Raw genomic sequence first — 22254 nt, 5'->3', positions numbered from 1 at the left:
ATGCAGGGCTCGCTGAATGCGGTTGACCGTATGGTGAACATTACGGCGCAAGGCCGCGACTACGCTATCGAATGCAGGCTGTTGTCGCCCGAAAAAACCGACAAAGACCTCATCGTTTTCTTGCACGAAGGGTTGGGCTCGGTAGCCCTGTGGCGCGACTGGCCCGAACAGCTTTGCGCGCTGGCCAACTGCCGAGGTCTGGTGTTTTCGCGTTATGGCTATGGTCAAAGCACACCTCGGCCAGCCGACGAAAAATGGCCGGTCAGCTACATGCACACCCAAGCCGAACATTTCCTGCCTGCCGTACTTGCCGCGCTCGGGCTTGATAACGAAAAACCCGTTTTTTATGGTCATAGCGACGGGGGCTCGATTGCGCTGTTGTATGCGGCCATGTACCCCGAACGCACTAAAGCCATTGCAGTGGCAGCGCCGCATATTTTTGTCGAAGACATAACCATCGCCAGCATCGAAAAGGCGCGCGAAGCCTACTTACACACCGATTTGCCGCAAAAGTTTGCGCGCTATCACCAAAACCCCGACCTGACATTCTGGGCCTGGAACGATATCTGGCTCAACCCCGAGTTCAAATTCTGGAATATTGAAAAGTATTTGCCCGATATCCGTTGCCCGGTTTTGGCCATTCAGGGCAAGGACGACGAATACGGCACACTCGATCAAATCCAAGGGATTCACCGGGTAGTCAGTAATACCAAACTCTGTATCATTGACGACTGCCGTCATTCGCCGCACAAAGACCAGCCAGAACAACTCAATGCGGCACTGATCAATTTCATAACAAACCTGAACCCGATTCAGGCCGATAACAAATAACAATTAACCCGCAGGGTTCTTTCTACGCGTTAACGCGTTTCCAGCAGTACCTTTATTGACAACACCAAGGAGTAGACAAATGAAGAAAGTATTGACAGGTACCGCCCTCGCCGTCGCGATGGCTTTTGGCGCAGGTGCTGCATCCGCCGAAGTCAAGGTCGGCTTCATGCTGCCCTACAGCGGCACCTATGCGCAATTAGGCGAGGCCATCGAAAACGGCTTCAAACTTTATGTTCAAGAACAAGGCGGCAAACTTGCCGGCCAGGAAATCACCTACTTCCGTGTTGATGACGAGTCCAACCCGTCCAAGGGCCCCGATAACGCCAACCGCCTGATCAAGCGCGACCAGGTCGACATTCTGGTCGGCACAGTGCACTCGGGCGTGGCCATGGCGCTGGCTAAGGCCGCCACCGATTCCGACACCACCCTGATCATCCCCAACGCGGGTGCAGGCGCCATCACCGGCCCCCTGTGCAGCAAAAACGTATTCCGTTCGTCGTTCTCCAACTGGCAACCGGGCTACGCCATGGGCGCCGCTGCAGCCGAAAAAGGCCACAAAAATGCGGTCACTATTTCCTGGAACTACGCTGCAGGTAAAGAGTCCACCGATGGCTTCAAAGAATCTTTTGAAAAAGCCGGTGGCAAAGTCGTCAAACACCTGACACTGCCTTTCCCTCAGGTTGAATTCCAGCCCCTGCTGACTGAAATCGCGGCCACCAAGCCCGATGTCGTCTACACCTTCTTTGCGGGTGGTGGTGCCGTCAAATTCGTACAAGACTACGCCGCAGCTGGCTTGGGCAAAGATATCGAACTGGTCGGCGCCGGCTTCCTGACCGACGGCACCCTAAAAGCTCAGGGAGAATCGGCACAAGGTCTGCTGACGGCGTTGCACTACGCCGACGGCCTGAACACAGAACGCGACAACGCCTTCCGCGAAAGCTACAAAAAGAACTTCCCCAAGCTGCCGCCTGACGTTTATGCCGTTCAGGGCTACGACGCCGCGCAAATGCTCGACGCCGGCCTGAAAGCCGTCGGTGGCGACGTTGCCAAAAAAGACCAGATGCGCGATGCCATCCGCAACGCTACCATCGACAGCCCTCGCGGCAAATTCACGCTGTCCAAGTCGGGTAACCCTGTGCAAGACATGTACTTGCGCGAAGTTAAAGGCGAAGACAACGTACCTGTGAAGGTTGCAGTAAAAGCGCTGGCCGATCCGTCGGTTGGCTGCAAAATGAACTAATAACAATAAATCAGTAGGAGGCCACGTGGACCCGGTCATATTTTTAATTCAGTGTCTTAACGCCATACAGTACGGGTTGTTGCTGTTCCTGGTTGCCAGCGGGCTTACGCTCATTTTCGGCATCATGGGCATCATCAACCTGGCGCATGGCAGTTTCTATATGATCGGGGCCTACATGGCCTTCGCCCTCGAGCCCCTTGTGGCTCAGTATTTGGGCGGGGGCTTTGTAACCACCCTTGTGGCTTGCATTTTTCTGGCCGCCATACTGGGCTACTTTCTAGAATGGGCGTTTTACAGTTACCTGTACACCCGCGAGCACCTGCAACAGGTCCTCATGACATACGGCCTGATTCTCGTTTTCGAAGAACTGCGCAGCATCATCATCGACAACGACGTTCACGGTGTATCACCGCCCGACTGGCTCAGCGGCACTATTGCGCTTAGCGACGTCATGACCTATCCCACTTACCGCCTTTTCATCTCGGCCGTATGTATTGTGGTTGCCCTGCTTATGTACTGGCTGCTGGCCCGCACCCGCCTGGGCATGATGATCCGCGCCGGCGCCAGCAACCGTGAAATGATCAATTCGCTGGGTATCGACATCAACCGTTTGTTCCGTATTGTTTTCGCTCTAGGGGTTGCCCTGGCCGCGCTGGCCGGCGCCATTGCCGCACCCGTTTCATCGGTATATCCGGGCATGGGTAATGCCATTCTTATTATTTGCTTCGTCGTGGTCGTTATCGGCGGCATCGGGTCAATCAAGGGGGCTTTTGTTGCCGCCATGCTAATTGGCTTTGTCGACACCTTCGGTCAAGTTCTGTTCCCGCAAGCCGCTGGGGTTCTGGTCTATCTCATGATGGCCGCCATTCTGTTATTCAAGCCCGAGGGGCTGTTCAAGCAAGGCTAACGACGTATGCAATCCTCATTTCGTACCCTTCTGGTGCCAGTTCTGGTCATCATCACGGCCTTGTTGCCCATGGTCACCGCCGACTACTACACCGCTCTGATCATCAAGATCATGATTTATTCCCTGTTTGCGCTAAGCCTTCAACTACTGGTGGGCTGCACGGGGCTGGTCAGCTTGGGGCATTCGGCATTTTTCGGCATCTCGGCGTATGCGGTCACCCTGCTGTCGCCCGAGTACGCGTCGGGCAACATGCTGTGGGTTATCCCCGCCGCCATTCTGTGTGCCATGGCTTATGCCGTTATTACCGGCGCACTCGCCCTGCGCACCAAAGGCATTTACTTCATCATGGTGACGCTGGCCTTCGCGCAAATGGCTTACTACGTCTTCCACGACACCAAACTAGGTGGCGGCAGCGACGGCATCTACCTGTACGTACGCCCCGAGCTTCGCATTGGCGACTGGGTCATTCTTAATATCGACAACAGCTATACCTTCTATCTGTTCACCCTGGCTTGCCTGCTGTTTACCTGGGGCTTTCTGACCATGCTGATGCGCTCGCGCTTTGGCGCTGCGCTCACCGGCATTCACGTCAACGAACAGCGCATGCGCGCCGCCGGCTTCTCTACGTTTGGCTACAAACTTACCGCCTATGTCATAGCCGCCGCATTCGGAGGGCTAGCCGGCCTGCTGTATGCCGTCAAAGATGGCTACGTTAATCCCGAACTACTCGCCTGGGAGCAGTCCGGCCTGGTGCTGCTTATGGTTATCTTGGGGGGCATGGGTCGCCTTTGGGGCGCCGTTATTGGGGCTATCGGCCTTATTTTGTTGCAAGAGGTCTTTCAGTCCGAGGCTATCTTCGGGTCGTTTGCCATCCACTGGCACTTAACGTTTGGTCTGGCCATTATCGCGCTCGTTGCCTTCATGCCTAAAGGTCTTATTGGGCTGCCCGAGCAACTTCGCGCCCGCCGCAATCGTTCCACCGCACCGGCAACGGCCAAGTAAAGGTATTACGCATGTCTAAAACACTCTTATCGGCCAAGAACATCACACGCCGCTTCGGTGGGCTGGTGGCCATCGACCGCGTTTCAGTCGACCTTAACCAGGGGTCTGTACACGCCGTCATTGGCACTAATGGCGCAGGCAAATCAACACTGGTCAGCGTCCTGTCTGGCGAAATCCCCCCCAACGAGGGCAACATTACTATGCTCGACAAAGACATCACCCGCTGGCCGCAGCCCGACCGCGCCCGGGCAGGCCTGGGTCGCAGCTATCAACGCACCACTATTTTTCCATCGCTCAGCGTGCACGAAAACTGCCGTATTTCGGCCCAGTCGAACCATCAAAAATTTTGGAGCTGGGCCTTCCCGGCCAGCAAGTGCACTTACAGTAACGAAGCCGCCGACCGCGCTCTAGAGCTGGCCGGGTTGGCCGAGTTCGCCGACCGGCCAGCCGGGCTGCTCTCCCACGGCGGCAAGCGCCAGCTCGAAATCGCCATGTGCCTGGCCACTCACCCCAAAGTCCTGTTGCTCGACGAGCCTCTGGCGGGCATGGGCGCCGAAGAAACCGACCGCATGCTGAACTTGCTCGACTCCCTTAAGAAAGAGCACGCCATTTTGCTGGTCGAACACGACATGGACGCCGTTTTCCGTATTTCCGACGAAATCACGGTCATGGTTAACGGCTGTGTCATTGCGCATGGCGACCCCGAATCCATCCGGCACAACCCCGACGTACAAACCGCATACCTGGGAGAAGAAGAATGACCGTCCTGATCGACGCCCAGGGCATCAATACCCACTACGGTGAAAGCCACATCCTGTTCGACGTGAACTTGCAAATCAATGCAGGCGAGTCTATCGGATTGCTGGGCCGTAACGGCATGGGCAAGACCACACTAATCCGCACACTCATGGGCCATATCCGGCCCACAGCGGGCAGCATTAAAATTCGAGGTGCCGACCACACCCGATCAGAACCGCACCAAGTGGCCCGTCAGGGTATTGCCTACGTACCCGAAGGGCGCGGTATTTTCCCCAACCTAGACGTGCGCGAAAACCTGCTGGTAGCCGCCCGCCCCGGGTTTAATGGCCGCAACGACTGGACATACGAACGGGTGCTGGAGACCTTCCCTCGTCTGACCGAGCGCCTGCAACATGGTGGTCAACAGTTGTCCGGGGGTGAGCAGCAAATGCTGGCTATCGGTCGCGCCCTGATGACCAACCCCGACATCCTGATTCTTGATGAAGCCACCGAAGGTCTGGCGCCGCTGATCATCGCCGAAATCTGGCGCATTATCGGCACCATTCGAGACACCGGCGTAGCCACGCTAATTGTCGACCGCAACTATCGCAAGGTACTGGCCAACACTGACCGTTGCGTCGTACTTGAAAAAGGCGTGGTAGTCGAAGAAAAAGAAAGCGCCACGTTGATTAACCAACCCGACCTGCTGACGCGGTATCTGGGCGTTTAAACGTCTGGGTCAACACGGCGGGGGTACATCTCACCGCCATCTAAATGATATCGGGCGTCAGCCGCCAAACGCGGCGGCGGCGCGCCCGATACGGTCATTCACAGCGCGCCACGCCTCGGTTTCCGGCGGGCGCTCCAGCATGATCTGGTCTGCACCCAGCGCGTCAATGGCGCGCAACTGTGCGTAAAGCGCATGCGCATAAGCGTGCGGGTCTTCTGGTGCCTGCACCCACAGCAAGCGGGCGTTACCTAAAAAATCGATGCCTGGGTCACGGGCGCCTTCGTTTTTCTCTGCGTGGCGCAGCGCCGTATCGGCAGGGACAAACCCGACGGGTGGGTTACCAAAGCCCACGGCCACGACCGATGAACCTTTAGCAACCAAGCGCTGAGCTGCTGTCTGGATCTCATCGCGCCCCAGCAACACCAAAGGCGTATGAGGCGCGTAGTGCGCTTTCAATGAACCCGACACGCGCGGCGCATCGGTGCCTGCCTGCAATGACGGCATGACGCCGATGACATCGGCAATTTGGGCGGCACTAATATGCCCCGGCCGCAGCAGCGCCGGCGGCACACCCTTACCTAACCGCGATACATCCAGAATGGTCGACTCGATACCCACCTGGGCGGCGCCGCCATCAAGTACGAGCAGACGGGAATCATCCAGCTCGGGGAATTCGGCACGGACGTGATCGGCCGTTGTGGGCGACACCTGTCCAAACTTATTGGCCGATGGTGCAGCGACCCCGCCCTGCCCGCCTTTAAGTCGGGCAAATTGCGCCAGTAACTGCTGCGCTACCGGGTGCGACGGACACCGCAAACCAACCGTGTCTTGCCCGCCACTGACGGCATCGGGGATGCGATCGGCGCGCGGCAAAATAAGCGTCAGCGGACCTGGCCAGAACGCCTCAACCAACGCATAGGCGACGTCAGGAATGTCTTTTGCCCAATAGGCAAGGTCGGCCCCCGGTGCAAGATGGACAATGACAGGGTGATCGGAGGGCCGGCCTTTAGCCGCATAAATACCCGCAATGGCAGCGGGATTTTCAGCATCGGCGCCTAAACCATAAACCGTTTCAGTCGGAAAGGCGACCAGCCCGCCAGCGACCAGCCGACGCGCCGCGGCATCGATATCGGTAGGGCCGGCAGCTAGCGTCATGAATAGGCTAAACCCAACACGCGAGCGACGCCCGCGGCTTGTTCCCGGGCCTGATCGAGCGTTGCGCCAGTTACAGTGATATGGCCCATCTTCCGGCCTTTGCGGGCCTCGGCCTTGCCATATAAATGCAAGTGAGCATGATCGAACCCCAAAACACCGGCCCAATCGGGCTCGCGCATATTACCAGCCGCATCGAACCATAAATCACCCAAAATATTGAGCATGACCGACGCACTATGACTATGCGCCGAACCCAAGGGCAAGCCTGCCATGACCCTGACTTGTTGTTCGAACTGGCTGGATACGCAGGCGTTAATGGTATGGTGACCGCTGTTATGCGGACGTGGGGCAATTTCGTTGGCCACCAGGCTGCCGTCTTCAAGAATGAAGAACTCGACACACAAAACGCCACGGTAATCGAGTTGCCCCGCGATGCGCTGAGCGGCCTGGGCCGCTTGTGCATACAGCGCCTGGCGCGACTGGACGGCTACTGGGTCGACGGTGGAAACGGCCAAAATGCCATCACGGTGTTCGTTGTGCGCTGGGGTATAGACCACACAGGCATCATCGTAACCCCGTGCCATGACCACAGAAATTTCATCGGCCAGCGGCAACATGGCTTCGAGTACGCAAGGCACGCCGCCAAAGGCATCAAACGCTTCAAGCGCTGCATCGCGCGAGCTTACCCGGGCCTGGCCCTTGCCGTCGTACCCCAACCGGGCTGCCTTCAATATGCCCGGGAACAAATTGTCGGGCGCCTGGACAATATGTGCGCGATCGGTAACGGCGCAATACGGTGCAACAGGCACACCGGCTTGCGTAATAAACGCCTTTTCAAGAATGCGGTCTTGCACCACAGCGACGGCATCACCCGAGGGGCTGACGGCGCAATGTCTGGCCAAGCGACGAAGACTGTCGGCCGGAACATTTTCGAATTCAGTACTAACCGCGGCGCACAAACTACCCAGCAACTCGAGCGCAGCAGGATCGTCGTAAGCGGCCTGAATATGGCGGTCGGCAACGACCCCGGCGGGGCAGCCGGCTGCGGGGTCGAGCACGGCCACCTTGTAACCCAGGCTTTGTGCAGCGTGGCAAAACATGCGACCCAGCTGGCCGCCGCCTACCATACCCAGCCAGCTACCGGGCGGCACAGGCATGGAATGCTGAAGTGCAGTCATAAAATTATTAAACGGGTGGAACGACCATATCGCGCGCCGCCTGGGTTTGGCGGGCACGGAAGGCATCGAGTTGATCGGCCAGAGCCTTGTCGGTTGTGGCCAGACAGGCAATGGCGTGCAATGCCGCATTGGCTGCGCCGGCCTCGCCAATGGCAAAGGTCGCCACAGGCACACCTTTCGGCATTTGCACAATAGACAGAAGCGAGTCTTCACCGCGCAAATAACGCGAGGGCACGGGCACGCCAAACACCGGGACCGGCGTAAGGGCCGCCATCATGCCGGGCAAGTGGGCTGCGCCGCCTGCACCGGCAATAATGGCGCGCAAACCACGCGCCCGGGCTGCTGCGCCGTACTCGGCCATGTCGGTCGGCATACGATGCGCCGAAATCACTTGGGCTTCGTAAGCCACACCAAACGCATCAAGCATATCGGTTGCGTGCTTCATGACATCCCAGTCGCTGGATGAACCCATGATGACGCCCACAACGGGCTGACTAGAGGCAGTGTTGGCTGTGGTCATGATCAGGTCGTCAGGCGTGTCAGGGCTTCGCGATACTTGGCCGCCGTCTTCTCGACGACATCGACCGGCAAACGCGGCGCGGGCGGCGTTTTGTCCCACACCTGGGTCTCGAGCCAGTCGCGCACAAACTGCTTGTCGAACGATGGCGGGCTGGTGCCCTCGGCGTAATCGGCGGCAGGCCAAAAACGAGACGAGTCGGGCGTCAGGACTTCGTCCATCAGATGCAGCACACCCTGGTCATCCAGACCGAACTCGAATTTGGTGTCGGCAATGATAATGCCTTTGGTCGCCGCGTACTCGGAGGCTTCGCTGTACAAGCGCAGTGTGATGTCGCGGATTTTCTCGGCCATCTCCTGGCCAACTTCGCGCACGACGTGTGCAAAGTCGACGTTCTCGTCGTGTGCGCCGACTTCGGCTTTGGCTGCAGGCGTAAAAATAGGCTGGGGCAAACGACCGGCCTGTTTAAGCCCTGCCGGCAAGGCGATGCCGCATACGGCACCGGTAGCCTGGTAGTCTTTCCAGCCCGAACCGATCAGATAACCACGAGCGACAGCTTCGACCATCACGGGTTTGAGCCGCTTGACCACCATAGCGCGTCCGACTACCTGATCGCGCTCTTCGGGAAGAACGACATCTTCGGGCCGGACACCGGTACTGTGGTTAGGCACAATGTGCGCGAGCTTTTTCAACCAGAACTCGGTCAGGTCGGTGAGCACTTGACCTTTGCCGGGCACAGGATCGTCGAGAATGACGTCGAACGCCGAGATGCGGTCGGTAGCAACAATAAGCAGCTTGTCGTCACCGACCGCATACATGTCGCGCACCTTGCCGCGCGCAAGCAGCGGCAAGGACTGAATAGACGACTGAAGCAAGGCTGACATTTACTGAACTACCTGGGCAAGTTCACCGGCCGCATACTTGCGTGCCATTTCGTCGAGCGCAACCGGCTTGATTTTGCTGGCGTTGCCGGCACAACCAAATTGTTCGTAGCGCTGCAAGCAAATTTGCTTGGCGGCAATACGGGCAGGCTTGAGGTATTCGCGCGGGTCGAACTTGCCGGGGTTCTCGGCCATGAAACGACGGATGGCGCCGGTCATGGCCAGACGGATATCGGTGTCGATGTTGATTTTGCGAACGCCAAACTTGATGGCTTCCTGAATTTCTTCGACAGGCACGCCATAAGTTTCTTTCATGTCGCCGCCAAACTGACGGATTTCGGCGAGGAGTTCTTGGGGAACGCTGGACGAACCGTGCATAACCAAGTGCGTATTGGGCAAGCGCTGGTGGATTTCTTTGATGCGGGCGATAGACAGGATGTCGCCAGTGGGCTTGCGCGAGAACTTGTAGGCACCGTGGCTCGTGCCAATAGCGATAGCCAAGGCGTCGAGCTGAGTTTGGCGTACGAAATCGGCTGCTTGCTCAGGGTCGGTCAGGAGCTGGTCCATGGTCAGTTTGCCTTCGGCGCCGTGACCGTCTTCTTTGTCGCCTTGCATGGTTTCAAGCGAGCCAAGGCAGCCAAGTTCGCCTTCGACTGTGATACCCAGCTTGTGTGCCATGTCGACCACTTTACGGGTGACATCGACGTTGTAGTCGTAGTCGGCAATCGTTTTGCCGTCTTCTTTGAGCGAGCCGTCCATCATGACGCTGGTGAAGCCCAGGTTGATAGCGCCCTGGCAAATGGCGGGCGACTGACCGTGGTCTTGGTGCATGACAACGGGCAGATGGGGGTAGCTTTCGACAGCCGCCTGAATAAGATACTTCAGGAAGCCTTCGCCAGCGTATTTACGCGCACCCGCCGAAGCCTGCATGATGACCGGGCTGTTGGTTTCGTCGGCGGCCTCCATAATGGCCTGAACCTGCTCAAGGTTGTTGACGTTGAATGCGGGGATACCGTAACCGTTTTCGGCAGCGTGGTCGAGCAGCTGACGCATGGAAACGAGGGCCATGGAAAGACTCCTGTCAGATTGAATAAAGAATGGTTGTCATTTTACCCGAACAGCCGACTTCGGACGGAAGGCTTTCACGACGTGCTCATGGGTTTCGATGTAGGGGCCGCCGATCAAGTCGATACAGTAGGGCACGGCGGCAAATATGCCTGCAACCTGCGTGTTGCCCTGATCGTCTTTCAGGCCTTCGAGGGTTTCGCGAATAGCTTTGGGCTGACCGGGCAAATTAATGATAAGTGCCGCATGATCGGCCGTTTCGCGAATGACGGCAACTTGCCGCGACAAAATGGCCGTGGGCACGAACTTCAGGCTGATCTGGCGCATTTGTTCGCCGAAACCCGGCATGGTTTTTGTCGCGACAGCCAGCGTGGCTTCAGGCGTGACATCGCGACGCGCCGGACCAGTACCCCCGGTGGTCAACACCAGGTCGCAACCGACCTCGTCGACCAGTTCGGCCAGCGTACTCGAAATAAGCGCTTGCTCGTCTGGGATCAGACGGGCCTCGAATTGCGCCCCGTTGACCAGCGCCCCTTCAAGCCAACCCTGAAGCGCCGGGATACCCTGATCTTCGTAGGTGCCCGACGACGCGCGATCGGAAATGGACACAAGGCCCACCAACAATTGATCAGGATGGGTACGAACCAGTCGTTTCGCCGTCGTCATAGCAGAGCTCCTTATCGACTTTAGCCGGCGGCGCGCTGTTGCAGAACGTCCACAGCGGGCAGTACCTTGCCTTCGAGGAACTCGAGGAAAGCACCGCCACCGGTCGAGATATAGCCAACTTTGTCGGCAATGTTGTACTTGGCGATAGCCGCCAGGGTGTCGCCACCGCCCGCAATTGAAAACGCGGCGGAATCGGCAATGGCTTGCGCCACCACTTTGGTGCCGTTTTCGAAAGCATCAAACTCAAACACGCCCACGGGGCCGTTCCAGACGATGGTACCGGCCTGTTTGAGAATGTTGGCCAATGTTTGCGCCGTATCGGGACCAATATCCAAAATCATGTCATCTTCGGCGACATCGGCAGACGCCTTGACCGTCGCCTGGGCATCGGCGCTGAAAGACTTTGCGCAGACAACGTCGGTAGGAATCGGCACACCCGCCCCGCGCTTCTGCATGATGTCAATGACCGCGCGGGCCTCTTCGACTTGATCGGGTTCGGCGAGCGACTTGCCGATAGGCAAGCCCTGGGCCAGCATGAAGGTGTTGGCAATACCGCCACCCACCACCAACTGGTCGACCTTGTCGGCCAGTGCACGCAAAATGGACAACTTTGTCGATACTTTTGAGCCGGCCACAATCGCCACCATAGGACGCTTGGGTTGCTCAAGGGCCTGGCCCAGCGCGTCGAGCTCGGCTTCGAGCAAGGGACCTGCGCAAGCCACCGGCGCAAAACGCGCAATACCGTGCGTGGTAGCTTCGGCGCGGTGAGCCGTACCAAAGGCGTCGTTTACGTAAACGTCGCACAGGGCGGCCATTTTGCGCGACAAGGCCTCGTCGTTTTTCTTTTCACCCACGTTGCAACGCGCGTTCTCGAGCATAACCACCTGCCCCGGTGCAACGTCAACGCCTTCGACCCAATTGGCGACCAGCCTGACCTCTGTACCCAGCAATTCGGACATACGGCGCGCCACAGGCGCCAAAGAGTCGTCGGCTGTGACAGTGCCTTCGGTGGGGCGACCCAAATGCGAGGTCACCATGACGGCGGCGCCGGCGTCGAGGGCCATGCGCACGGCGGGAATAGACGCACGAATGCGCGTATCTTCGGTGATTTCGCGGTTGTCGTTGAAGGGAACGTTCAGGTCGGAGCGGATAAACACGCGTTTACCGGACAGCTGATTGGCTTTAACCAGGGCGGAAAGAGTTTGGACGTTGGACATGGGCGGCGGGGAAAACGAAATTGACAGATAGCGCAAGGGCGGGGAGTCCCCGCCCTTTGCAAAAGAACCAACAGCTTACTTGGCAGACATCAAGGCCACTGTGGTGTCGAGCATGCGGTTCGAGAAACCCCACTCGTTGTCGTACCACGAGCAAACCTTGACCAGGTTGCCCGACACTTTAGTAAGACCAGCGTCGACAGTAGACGATGCGGCAGTGTGGTTGTAGTCGACCGACACCAGAGGCTCTTCGCTGTAGTCGAGGATGCCTTTGAGCGGGCCGGAAGCTGCAGCTTCTTTGAGGATGGCGTTGACTTCTTCAACCGTGGTTTCGCGTGCCGCAACAAACGACAGATCGACGATGGACACGTTGATAGTGGGCACGCGCATGGCGTAGCCGTCGAGCTTGCCGTTCAGTTCGGGCAACACCAGACCGACCGCAGACGCCGCACCGGTTTTGGTGGGGATCATGCTGGAGGTAGCCGAACGAGCGCGACGCAGGTCGGAGTGATAGACGTCAGTCAGAACCTGGTCGTTGGTGTAAGCGTGAATCGTGGTCATCAGGCCGTTCACAACACCCAGTTTTTGGTGCAGTGGCAATACCAGCGGGGCCAGGCAGTTGGTGGTGCACGAAGCGTTCGAAATAACGGTGTCGGAAGCCTTCAGCACGTCGTGGTTGACGCCGTAGACAACAGTCGCGTCGACGTCTTTACCGCCGGGGGCCGAAATAATGACTTTTTTAGCGCCGCCTTTGATGTGCGCGCCAGCCGCTTCTTTGGTGGTGAAAAAGCCGGTGCACTCGAGCACGACGTCGACACCCAGTTCGCCCCAGGGCAATTCGGCCGGGTTACGGTTAGCCAAAACACGGATTTTGTCGCCATTAACGACGAGGTGATCGCCGTCGACTTCGACCGTACCTGGGAACTTGCCGTGCGCGGTGTCGTAGCGCGTTAAGTGAGCGTTGGTTTTAGGGTCGCCCAAATCGTTGATGGCCACGATTTCGATGTCGTGTTTTTTGCCGCCTTCGTAGTGAGCACGCAAAATGTTGCGGCCAATACGCCCGTATCCGTTAATCGCTACGCGAATTGCCATGGTAAATCTCCTGTTTATAAAACCTGTTCGACGGCCGCAACAACACGCTCGGCAGTCAGACCGAAATGCTTGAACAACACCCCTGCCGGCGCCGATTCGCCGTACGTGTCGATACCGACAACGACGCCTTCAAGGCCAACATATTTGTACCAGCCTGCCGTGACGCCGGCTTCGACCGCCACACGCGGAATACCTGCAGGCAGAACACTACCCTTCCAGGTCGCGTCTTGTGCATCGAAAAGCTCGGTACACGGCATGGACACAACGCGCACCGCCACGCCTTTTTCGGCCAGTTGCTGTTGTGCCGCCAATGCCAGTTCGACTTCAGAGCCTGTGGCGATAATGACCGCCTTGAAGCCATCGGCATCGGACAACACATAACCGCCACGCGCAATCGCGGCGATCGTGTCGTCGTTACGCTGGACAAAAGGCAGATTTTGACGCGACAGCAACAACGCTGATGGCCCACCTGCACGAACATTCATGCCAATACTGGCCGGACGAGATACTGATTGCGCCCAGGCCACGGCTGTTTCGGTGGTGTCGCAAGGACGCCAGACATGCAAGTTTGGAATGAGACGCAGGCTGGCGGCGTGCTCGACCGATTGGTGAGTGGGGCCGTCTTCGCCCAAACCGATAGAATCGTGCGTAAACACATGAACCACGCGCTGTTTCATGAGCGCGGCCATGCGAAGCGCATTGCGAGAGTAGTCGGAGAATGTCAGGAACGTGCCGCCGAAAGGCAGGTAGCCACCGTGCAGGGCAACGCCGTTCATGATGGCAGCCATACCGAACTCGCGCACGCCATAATTGATGTGACGGCCGAACTGCAGACCGTTTTCAGTGGCACGGACAGGTTGGGCACCCTTCCAGTCGGTAAAGTTTGAACCGGTCAGATCGGCTGAGCCGCCCAGCAATTCGGGCAGCACGTCGACCAACGCAGTAATGGCCAGCTGCGAAGCCTTGCGCGTTGCCACGGTTTCGGCGCGCTCGGCGGTAGCGCGAATGAATGCCTGAACCTGACCTTCGAACCCGTCGGGCAAGTCGCCTTTCATGCGGCGTTGGTATTCGGCCGCCAGTTGCGGATAGGCTTGGGCATATGCGTCAAAGGCTGTGTCCCACTCGCCCTGCCAAAGCTGACCCTTGACCCGGGCATCCCAACGTTGATAGATGTGAGCCGGAATTTCGAACGGCGCGTGCGGCCAATTCAGGGCGGCACGAGTGGCAGCAATTTCGTCGGCCCCCAATGGCGCTCCGTGTACTTTTTCGGAACCTTCCATGTTGGGCGCGCCTTTGCCAATCACCGTACGGCAGCAAATAAGCGTGGGGCCCTTGTTTTGGGCTGCATTCTGTTTGGCCTGTTCGGTGGCCTGGTCAACCGCCATCACGTTGTGCCCGTCTACATTACGGATCACATTCCAGCCATAACTTTCAAAGCGCGCCGGGGTATCGTCGCCAAACCAGTGCTCGACGTTACCGTCGATGGAGATACCGTTGTCGTCGTAGTAAACGATCAGCTTGGACAACTTAAGCGTACCGGCAAGCGAGCACGCTTCGTGGGAGATGCCTTCCATGAGGCAGCCGTCGCCCACAAAGGCATACGTGAAGTGGTCGACAATATTATGACCGTCACGGTTGAACTCTTTGGCCAGCAGGGCCTCGGCAAGCGCCATGCCAACTGCATTGCTCACACCCTGGCCTAACGGGCCGGTTGTGGTTTCAACGCCAGCGGTAATACCCACTTCGGGGTGGCCCGGCGTACGAGAATGCAGCTGCCGGAAGTTTTTGAGTTCTTCGATGGGAAGATCGTAGCCACTTAAATGCAGCAGCGCGTAAATAAGCATGGAGCCGTGACCGTTGGACAATACGAAACGGTCGCGGTTGGCCCATGCCGGATCGGCCGGGTTATGACGCAAATGGCGCGTCCAGAGGGCTTCGGCAATATCGGCCATACCCATAGGGGCGCCGGGGTGGCCCGACTTGGCTTGCTGGACTGCATCCATGGCCAGGGCTCGGACGGCATTGGCCAGAGATGAATCTTGAGTGGGCGATTGGCTCATTTAGTACTCGCAAAACGTGGGCATGCCCGCAAAACACTAGGGCAAACCCCAATAAATTAGCGTTGTAAAGCCCGGCATTTTAACACCGTGGTAAGAATTAACTTGTTACGGCCAAACCCGATACACTTGTCGACACCGACGTAAAGCCTGCGATTTCTGCATCCGCATCGCTTTTGATCACCTGACAACACCCACATTCATGCCACGTTTCTATTGCCCCACCCCGTTAACCGCGCAGCACACCATGGCGCTGCCCGACGCCTTGGCGCATCACGCCGTACGCGTATTGCGGCTAAAAAACAACAGCCCTATCACTCTGTTCGATGGGACGGGGGGAGAATACCAGGCCATATTGCACATCGACGGCAAGCACGCCTTCGCCCAATTGGGTGACAAAGACCCGATAGAGCGTGAGTTGCCGGGCCACATCACCTTGGCGCAAGGCCTGGCGTCCGGCGACAAAATGGACTGGATCATCGAAAAAGCCGTCGAGCTTGGTGCCACCCGGGTTGTGCCTATCGCGGCCCGCCGCAGCGTACTGCAACTATCGGGGTCACGTACCGAAAAACGCCTGCAACACTGGGAAAAAACCATACAGTCGGCTTGCGAGCAATGTGGTCGAAACCGTCTGCCCACGGTAACCGCTCCGGTTTCACTGGCCGATTTTCTGGCTAGTGGCACAGCGGGCCTGACCCTACTGTGTCACCCGCAGTCATCTACAACGCTGGCTCAGGCCGTTGCTGGCCTGACCACACCCCACATTACCTTGCTTGTCGGACCAGAAGGCGGTTGGTCCGACGAAGAAACAGCCACGGCACTGAAGCACGGCGCGACGCAGATCAGTTTTGGCGCCCGCGTACTGCGTACCGAGACCGCAGGACTGGCGATGATTTCGGCCATTAGCGCCCTGCTGGGCTGGCACTAACCGCCCAGACACCCACCGATATGCGCCAACAAGCCAGGCGCACGCAAAAAAGCCGGGGCGAGCCCGGCTTAAAAAGACTAACTGCCTGAATACGGCATGGGCGAAACGCCCGGTTCAGGGTCGGGGTGCTTACCCGCATGCTCGATGGCAAAAGCAAAAATACGCCCATTGTTGGCGGCATACTCGACCACGTCTTCACAGACCGAGGCAATAGCTTTGGCATCGTCAGCCAAGGCCGGATCACCCGAGTGCAGATTGTGGAACCACAACACCATACCCGCCTTCTGGTCGATAACGGTGTCGCATAAACAATCGTAAAGGGCGTCGAGATTGCTACCAAAAAACTCGGGGAAATCGACCGCCTTGACCACGGCACGCAATACGGCGGAGCGACTGCGTGCGCGGTCACATTCGACTACGCACCAGTTCAGCCCCAAGGCTTGCGCCTGATCGGCAAGCGCTTCCTGGGTGACTGTAGCAGCGTCAAACTGGCCGCCCTTTTTCAGCTTTTTTTCCAACGCGGTCTGAGTCATGAGTGCGCCTCTGACAAATAGTTAAAACGCATTACTTAGTCAAACCCCGGGTGTTGGCATCGACAACGGCCATTGCCGTCATGTTGACGATACGGCGAACAGTTGAGCTTGATGTCAGGATGTGAACCGGTGCATTTGCACCCAACAAGAACGGTCCTACTGCCACATTGCCACCCGCCGCTGTTTTCAGCAAGTTGTAAGCAATATTTCCTGAGTCGACGTTGGGACAAATCAACAAATTGGCTGCCCCTTTCAGGGTTGTGGACGGCAGAATACGCTCGCGCAGAGACTCGTCAAGCGCGCAATCGCCATGCATTTCGCCATCGACCTCAAGATCGGGCGCGTGTTCGTGGACCAGTTCGAGCGCACGACGCATTTTGCCGCCTGACGACGAACTGCCCGTACCGAAATTAGACCGCGACAACAGCGCGATTTTAGGTTCGATATTGACACGACGCATCTGCTGGGCCGCCGCGATCGTGATTTCGGCAATCTGCTCGGCTGTTGGATCGTCGTTGACGTGCGTATCAGCTAAAGCGACCGTACGTTCGGACAACAGCAGAATATTCATGGCCGCGTAGGTATTTGCCCCCGGCGCCTTCCCGATGACTTCATCGATAAAACGCAGGTGATCGGCATACGAGCCCACTGTGCCGCAAATCATGCCGTCGGCGTCGCCCATACGAACCATCATGGCGCCAATCAGGGTCAGGCGGCGACGCATTTCGACGCGCGCCATTTCTTTGCTGACACCGCGACGACACATCATTTCCCAGTAAGCTGTCCAGTATGTGTGGAAGCGCTCGTCCCAGTCGGGGTTAGTGACTTCGACATTCTCGCCAAGTTTGAGCCGCAAGTTAAACCGCTTGATGCGGGCCTCGAGCACGTCGGGACGCCCCACCAAAATTGGCTTGGCCAGTTTCTCGTCGACAATAATCTGAACCGCACGCAACACGCGTTCGTCTTCGCCTTCGGTAAAGACAATGCGCGCCTTGCCACCGTCGCGCACCATGGCTTTTGCCGCCGAGAACATCGGCTTCATGAAGGAACCTGAGCGGTACATGAACTGTTGCAACTGCTCGGCATAAGCTTCGAAGTCTTCGATGGGGCGCGTAGCCACACCGTCATCCATCGCTGCTTTGGCAACCGCAGGGGCAATACGCAAAATCAGGCGTGGGTCGAAAGGTTTGGGAATGAGGTATTCGCGGCCAAACGACACGCCATAGGTGCCATAAGCGGCTGCCACGACGTCGTTTTGCTCTTCTTGGGCCAAGGCCGCAATGGCATACACCGCGGCTTTTTCCATGCCGCGGGTAATGGTTGTGGCACCGACATCGAGCGCCCCCCGGAAAATATACGGGAAGCACAATACGTTGTTGACCTGGTTGGGATAGTCGGAACGGCCGGTAGCCATCACGACATCGTCACGCACTGCGTGCGCGTCATCAGGAAGAATTTCGGGATTGGGGTTGGCCAATGCCAGGATAATGGGGTCGGCGGCCATGCGTTTGACCATGTCGGGCTTAAGTACGCCCCCGGCCGACAAACCTAGAAATACATCGGCATCACCAATGACATCGCCCAATTTACGAGCATCGGTATCTTGCGCGTACCGCGCTTTTTCGGGGTCCATTAACGTGGTACGGCCCTTGTACACAACGCCTTCGATATCGGACACCCAGATATTGGACACGGGCAGCCCCAGGTCGACCATCAGATCGAGACAGGCCAGCGCGGCCGCACCAGCGCCGGACACCACGACCTTGACCTGATCAATCTTTTTGTTTACCACGCTGAGCGCGCCAATAAAGGCTGCAGCGACGCAAATGGCTGTACCGTGCTGGTCGTCGTGAAACACCGGAATGCTCATGCGCTCGCGTAACTTGCGTTCGACCTCGAAGCATTCGGGCGCCTTGATGTCTTCAAGGTTGATGCCACCAAATGTAGGCTCGAGACCAGCGATGATGTTGACGAGTTTGTCTGGGTCGGATTCGTTGATTTCGATGTCGAAGACATCGATGCCGGCAAATTTCTTGAACAGTACGGCTTTACCTTCCATGACCGGCTTGGACGCCAGTGCACCGATATTGCCCAAACCTAACACCGCAGTACCGTTGGTGATGACCCCGACCAAATTGCCACGCGCCGTATAGCGATGCGCATTTTGCGGGTCGGCTACGATTTCTTCGCAGGCGGCAGCCACCCCCGGCGAGTAAGCCAGCATCAGGTCGCGCTGGTTTGAGAGCTGTTTTGTGGGTGTGACAGCGATTTTGCCGGGGCGACCTTTCTCGTGGTACTCGAGGGCCGCTTTGCGCAGATTTTCTTCCATGATAGATCTTTACCAGAATGAACGAAGAATGACGGGTTCCCATTCTAGCCCCGCTTTCGCGACGCCGGGGCGTTGGCGAGGATTATTACGCAGAACCCGTAATAAAAATATCAGAGGTCCTGACCCGGATGGGGAAAAATACCACAGGGGTCGAACATGCCTTTGATCTGAAGATCAAGCCCCTGCGCGGTATACCAATGATCGCCAGGTTCGCCGGCTTGTTTGCCCCAGTCTTTAAGTACCGGCGGAGAAACCGGGTCGCTCAACGCCTCGAAGACCATCCAGTCGACCCACGCCAGGTCGCCGCCATGCCCCAACAACAAGTGCGACAAATTCAATACCCGCCCCGGCTCAGGCATGAGCGCATCAAGACGATACCGACCCGGCCAGTATTGGCTTTCGGCGCATTCGCGGGCAGGCGCGTCGGCGGCCAGACGAAACAGCTGCGGCACCAGGCTTTGCAGCGTCAGACTGCCCAGCGGCTGTTTGTTGTCGGCACCAAAAGGCCCGAGCACCCCGGTGGTGCCATCGGCAAGCACCACTGATGCCAACGACAGGCCCGATCGCCAGGTTTGGCCTGTCGGCCAGTTCATCAGGGTGCGGTCGGCGATACACGCCGCGACCGACAAATAACTGGGAAACGAATCGAACTGTCGCAAGCCCGCTTGCTGTAACTCGCCCACCAAGCAACCCGGCTGAACAAACCACAGGTGCTGCGCGTCGGGCATGGGCTGACATTGGGTCATTTCGCGGCCGGGGTCGATGCGCAATACGGACTGGCCAACCGGCAACGTCGGGTAATCAATACCATCAAGCACCATGATGATGCCGTACTCGGCGCAAAGCTCGCGCGCATGACGCGCATCGGCCACACCCTGAACCACCAGGCGCCCCCGACCATAACCGTCGTATTCGCCATCGTCGTAAAACGTACCGCCCACCACCCGGCGCAAACGCTGACTGAACTGGCCCCAGGCCGTTTTTGCAACACGACGCCCCGTAAAAAATGCCCGACGGGATGAAGACTCCATTGCTGATTTCCTTTGTACCGCTTTATGAGATTTAATAATGCCTTGACCCGATTCAGCGCCTACTACAGAGACCCAAAATGCCTCATCTGGCCCAGCGATGCAACGCAGTTTTGCCATTCTACGCCGTCGAATTATTCAAGCAAGCCAACGCCCTTAATGCCCAAGGGCACGACGTTATCAGTCTGGGCATTGGCGAGCCCGACTTCACCGCACCCGGCCCAGTACTCGACACGCTGAACCGCGCTTCAGCGGCCGGGCTTTCGGGGTACACACCGCCGCTGGGCCTGAGCGCGCTACGCGAAGCCATTGCGCAATATTACGGCGCCGCTTTCGGGGCGCCTGTCGACGCATCGCGCGTGGTCATTACCGCCGGCGCATCGGGCGCACTAATGCTGGCCGCCATGGCGCTGATCAACCCGGGCGACGAGGTGTTGCTGCCCGACCCGTCCTACCCGGCCAACCAGAATTTCATCATCAGCGCTGGCGGTATTCCGCGCTTGATACCCTCAACCCCCGAACAACGTTTTCAGCTGTCGGCTGACGATGTCCGCCGTCATTGGGGGCCGGCCACACGTGGTGTACTGATCGCATCACCCAGCAACCCCACCGGCACGCGCATCGCACCCGACGAACTGAAAGCACTGGTCGCCGAAGTGCGCCGCCACGGCGGATTCATCATCATGGATGAAATCTACTTGGGGTTGTATTACGGCGATCGTCCGCAAAGTGCATTAGTGCTTGATGACGACATCATCATTATCAACAGTTTTTCGAAGTATTTTCACATGACCGGCTGGCGACTGGGCTGGATGATTATCCCGCCCGACATGATCGAAGCCGTCGACCGCCTGGCGGCCAGCTTGACCATCTGCGCCCCCAGTCTGGCGCAACATGCAGCCCTGACCTGCTTCGAGCCCGACGTCATGCACATCTACGAAAACCGCCGCCTATCTTTTCAGCAGCGACGCGATTACCTGTTGCCACAGCTCGAACAACTGGGGCTACATGTGCCGGTAACGCCTGATGGCGCGTTTTATATCTATGCCGATATCAGCCAGCACAGCACCGACAGCGAAGACTTTTCTCAGCGCCTTTTAAAACAGGCGCACGTCGCCGCCGTACCCGGGCGCGACTTCGGACCGTTTCATGCCAATCGTATGCTGCGGTTTTCGTATACGTTGGGGCTCGATCGCCTTGAGGAAGCCGTCGACCGGATGCGGAAGTTTTTGGGTTAACCCAGGCGCGGCACCGGCCGTATCGGTCGGCATTCACGCCGGGCCGGTGCGGTGGCACTACTGTTCGACGGGTATACCCGAAGCCAGAGCGATTCGACGTCGTTCGGCCAGTACTTTGGCGCCGTAGCCACCATCGTTGGGGCCGGTAGCGCCCACATAACACGCCAACCCGCCTTGCACCGAACCACGACGCTTGATGCAGTCGTACAAGATTTTGGTACCGACCTGGATATTGGCCAACGGATTCAAGGCGGCATCAACCCCCTCGGCAAACTCTTCAAATTTGTCTTTGTGCACCCTTGGCATGACCTGCATCAGGCCTTGCGCCCCGACGTGGCTTTCGGCAAACGGGTTGTAGCGCGACTCGATGGCAATGACTGCAAGCACCAACTGAGGGTCGAGGTCGAGTTCGCGAGCCACACTGAAAACATTTTGAATGAGTACCCCTGCCGCCTTATGGGCAATACGATACTTACGCGCTATGTAGCTGCGCAGTGCCTGACTTTGAGCGCGGCTGACGCCAGGAATGGCATAAGAGTCGACATCGGCCAACACCTGGGAAAACGGCTGATCGATCGAGGGTTGGCCCGGCCCCTGCGCCGCAACCTCGCCGTCGACAACTGGCGGCTTAGCTTCGCCAGATTGATACTGCCCTAACAAACGATCAACGGAAAACACGCGGCCGGGCTCGGCCAACAGGTCGTCTTGCAAGGCGGCCGGACGTAAACTGGACAACAGCGCGGTGTGTACCTGCCGGGTTTGCTCGCGCAACGCGGGCACCGTCATGCTAAGCGCAAACGTAACCAGTGCAGCAAGACCCAAATAAACCGCGCACACGTGCACCAGCTCGCTGAGCTGATGTCGTAAACTTCGAAACGCACGGCCAAGCGCCGCACCCGAATTGATTTGCACCATGGGCCTTGCC

At 57.9% G+C, this 22254-nt stretch carries 21 protein-coding genes; 8 read left to right on the top strand and 13 right to left on the bottom strand.

Going from position 1 to position 22254, the window contains the following annotated elements; all coding sequences use genetic code 11:
* The 6 genes from CHR62_RS06955 to CHR62_RS06930 all read left to right on the top strand — a co-directional run bounded on the left by CHR62_RS06955 (position 1) and on the right by CHR62_RS06930 (position 5448).
* Positions 1 to 831: an alpha/beta fold hydrolase gene (locus CHR62_RS06955; protein WP_093969282.1), complete on the top strand. Its 831-nt coding sequence runs from the start codon at positions 1 to 3 to the stop codon at positions 829 to 831.
* Between the two features lie 79 nt (positions 832 to 910).
* Positions 911 to 2071: an ABC transporter substrate-binding protein gene (locus tag CHR62_RS06950; RefSeq protein WP_093969283.1), complete on the top strand. Its 1161-nt coding sequence runs from the start codon at positions 911 to 913 to the stop codon at positions 2069 to 2071.
* Positions 2072 to 2096: 25 nt separating this feature from the next.
* On the top strand, positions 2097 to 2978 hold the full coding sequence (locus tag CHR62_RS06945) for a branched-chain amino acid ABC transporter permease (protein ID WP_093969284.1): 882 nt from the start codon (positions 2097 to 2099) through the stop codon (positions 2976 to 2978).
* A gap of 69 nt (positions 2979 to 3047) precedes the next feature.
* A complete protein-coding gene (locus CHR62_RS06940) occupies positions 3048 to 3980 on the top strand; it encodes a branched-chain amino acid ABC transporter permease (protein WP_370318044.1) in 933 nt (310 codons plus the stop codon).
* A gap of 11 nt (positions 3981 to 3991) precedes the next feature.
* Positions 3992 to 4741 (top strand): ABC transporter ATP-binding protein, encoded by a 750-nt coding sequence (locus CHR62_RS06935; RefSeq protein ID WP_123660452.1) that lies wholly within the window; start codon positions 3992 to 3994, stop codon positions 4739 to 4741.
* Entirely contained in the window at positions 4738 to 5448 is a 711-nt protein-coding gene (locus tag CHR62_RS06930) for an ABC transporter ATP-binding protein (protein ID WP_093969287.1), read from the top strand. Before CHR62_RS06935 ends, CHR62_RS06930 begins: the two co-directional genes overlap by 4 nt.
* A 57-nt stretch (positions 5449 to 5505) precedes the next feature.
* Here CHR62_RS06930 and CHR62_RS06925 read toward each other — a convergent pair whose 3' ends face one another.
* The 9 genes from CHR62_RS06925 to tkt all read right to left on the bottom strand — a co-directional run bounded on the left by CHR62_RS06925 (position 5506) and on the right by tkt (position 15276).
* The gene (locus CHR62_RS06925) at positions 5506 to 6603 is read right to left on the bottom strand and encodes an L-threonylcarbamoyladenylate synthase (RefSeq protein ID WP_123660451.1); all 1098 of its coding nucleotides are present in this window, start codon (positions 6601 to 6603) and stop codon (positions 5506 to 5508) included.
* Positions 6600 to 7781 (bottom strand): 5-(carboxyamino)imidazole ribonucleotide synthase, encoded by a 1182-nt coding sequence (locus tag CHR62_RS06920; protein ID WP_123660450.1) that lies wholly within the window; start codon positions 7779 to 7781, stop codon positions 6600 to 6602. The genes CHR62_RS06925 and CHR62_RS06920 overlap by 4 nt, the downstream gene beginning before the upstream one ends.
* Positions 7782 to 7788: 7 nt before the next feature.
* The gene (purE, locus tag CHR62_RS06915; RefSeq protein WP_173862496.1) at positions 7789 to 8301 is read right to left on the bottom strand and encodes a 5-(carboxyamino)imidazole ribonucleotide mutase; all 513 of its coding nucleotides are present in this window, start codon (positions 8299 to 8301) and stop codon (positions 7789 to 7791) included.
* 2 nt (positions 8302 to 8303) lie between these two features.
* Positions 8304 to 9182, bottom strand: coding sequence for a phosphoribosylaminoimidazolesuccinocarboxamide synthase (locus tag CHR62_RS06910; RefSeq protein ID WP_093969290.1), 879 nt, complete (start codon positions 9180 to 9182; stop codon positions 8304 to 8306).
* Positions 9183 to 10247, bottom strand: a complete 1065-nt coding sequence (gene fba, locus CHR62_RS06905) for a class II fructose-bisphosphate aldolase (RefSeq protein ID WP_093969291.1) — start codon at positions 10245 to 10247, stop codon at positions 9183 to 9185.
* A gap of 36 nt (positions 10248 to 10283) precedes the next feature.
* On the bottom strand, positions 10284 to 10910 hold the full coding sequence (mog, locus tag CHR62_RS06900; RefSeq protein WP_123660449.1) for a molybdopterin adenylyltransferase: 627 nt from the start codon (positions 10908 to 10910) through the stop codon (positions 10284 to 10286).
* Positions 10911 to 10930: 20 nt separating this feature from the next.
* On the bottom strand, positions 10931 to 12127 hold the full coding sequence (locus tag CHR62_RS06895) for a phosphoglycerate kinase (RefSeq protein WP_123660448.1): 1197 nt from the start codon (positions 12125 to 12127) through the stop codon (positions 10931 to 10933).
* Between the two features lie 75 nt (positions 12128 to 12202).
* Positions 12203 to 13216 carry a type I glyceraldehyde-3-phosphate dehydrogenase gene (gene gap, locus CHR62_RS06890; RefSeq protein WP_093969293.1) on the bottom strand — a complete coding sequence of 338 codons (1014 nt, stop codon included), beginning with the start codon at positions 13214 to 13216 and terminating at the stop codon, positions 12203 to 12205.
* Positions 13217 to 13230: 14 nt separating this feature from the next.
* The gene (gene tkt / locus CHR62_RS06885) at positions 13231 to 15276 is read right to left on the bottom strand and encodes a transketolase (protein ID WP_093969294.1); all 2046 of its coding nucleotides are present in this window, start codon (positions 15274 to 15276) and stop codon (positions 13231 to 13233) included.
* A 199-nt stretch (positions 15277 to 15475) separates the two neighbouring features.
* On the opposite strand from tkt, the gene CHR62_RS06880 reads away from it, so the two are divergent.
* Positions 15476 to 16201 (top strand): 16S rRNA (uracil(1498)-N(3))-methyltransferase, encoded by a 726-nt coding sequence (locus tag CHR62_RS06880; RefSeq protein ID WP_123660447.1) that lies wholly within the window; start codon positions 15476 to 15478, stop codon positions 16199 to 16201.
* Between the two features lie 77 nt (positions 16202 to 16278).
* Here CHR62_RS06880 and CHR62_RS06875 read toward each other — a convergent pair whose 3' ends face one another.
* From CHR62_RS06875 to CHR62_RS06865, 3 genes are all read right to left on the bottom strand, one after another.
* Positions 16279 to 16734 carry a barstar family protein gene (locus CHR62_RS06875; protein WP_093969296.1) on the bottom strand — a complete coding sequence of 152 codons (456 nt, stop codon included), beginning with the start codon at positions 16732 to 16734 and terminating at the stop codon, positions 16279 to 16281.
* 31 nt (positions 16735 to 16765) lie between these two features.
* Entirely contained in the window at positions 16766 to 19063 is a 2298-nt protein-coding gene (locus tag CHR62_RS06870) for an NADP-dependent malic enzyme (RefSeq protein ID WP_093969297.1), read from the bottom strand.
* Positions 19064 to 19173: 110 nt separating this feature from the next.
* Positions 19174 to 20094, bottom strand: a complete 921-nt coding sequence (locus CHR62_RS06865; RefSeq protein WP_093969298.1) for a hypothetical protein — start codon at positions 20092 to 20094, stop codon at positions 19174 to 19176.
* Between the two features lie 77 nt (positions 20095 to 20171).
* On the opposite strand from CHR62_RS06865, the gene CHR62_RS06860 reads away from it, so the two are divergent.
* Complete coding sequence (locus tag CHR62_RS06860) at positions 20172 to 21329, top strand: pyridoxal phosphate-dependent aminotransferase (protein WP_123660446.1); 1158 nt, start codon at positions 20172 to 20174, stop codon at positions 21327 to 21329.
* Positions 21330 to 21386: 57 nt separating this feature from the next.
* Here the strand turns inward: CHR62_RS06860 and CHR62_RS06855 are convergent, their stop codons facing one another.
* Positions 21387 to 22244 carry a lytic transglycosylase domain-containing protein gene (locus tag CHR62_RS06855; protein ID WP_093969300.1) on the bottom strand — a complete coding sequence of 286 codons (858 nt, stop codon included), beginning with the start codon at positions 22242 to 22244 and terminating at the stop codon, positions 21387 to 21389.
* Positions 22245 to 22254: the final 10 nt, after the last annotated feature.

It is taken from the genome of Pusillimonas sp. NJUB218 (assembly GCF_003788685.1).
Lineage (GTDB): Bacteria > Pseudomonadota > Gammaproteobacteria > Burkholderiales > Burkholderiaceae_B > Neopusillimonas.
The sequence above is the reverse complement of the archived record's forward strand: the minus strand, read 5'-3'. Positions and strand labels throughout refer to the sequence as shown.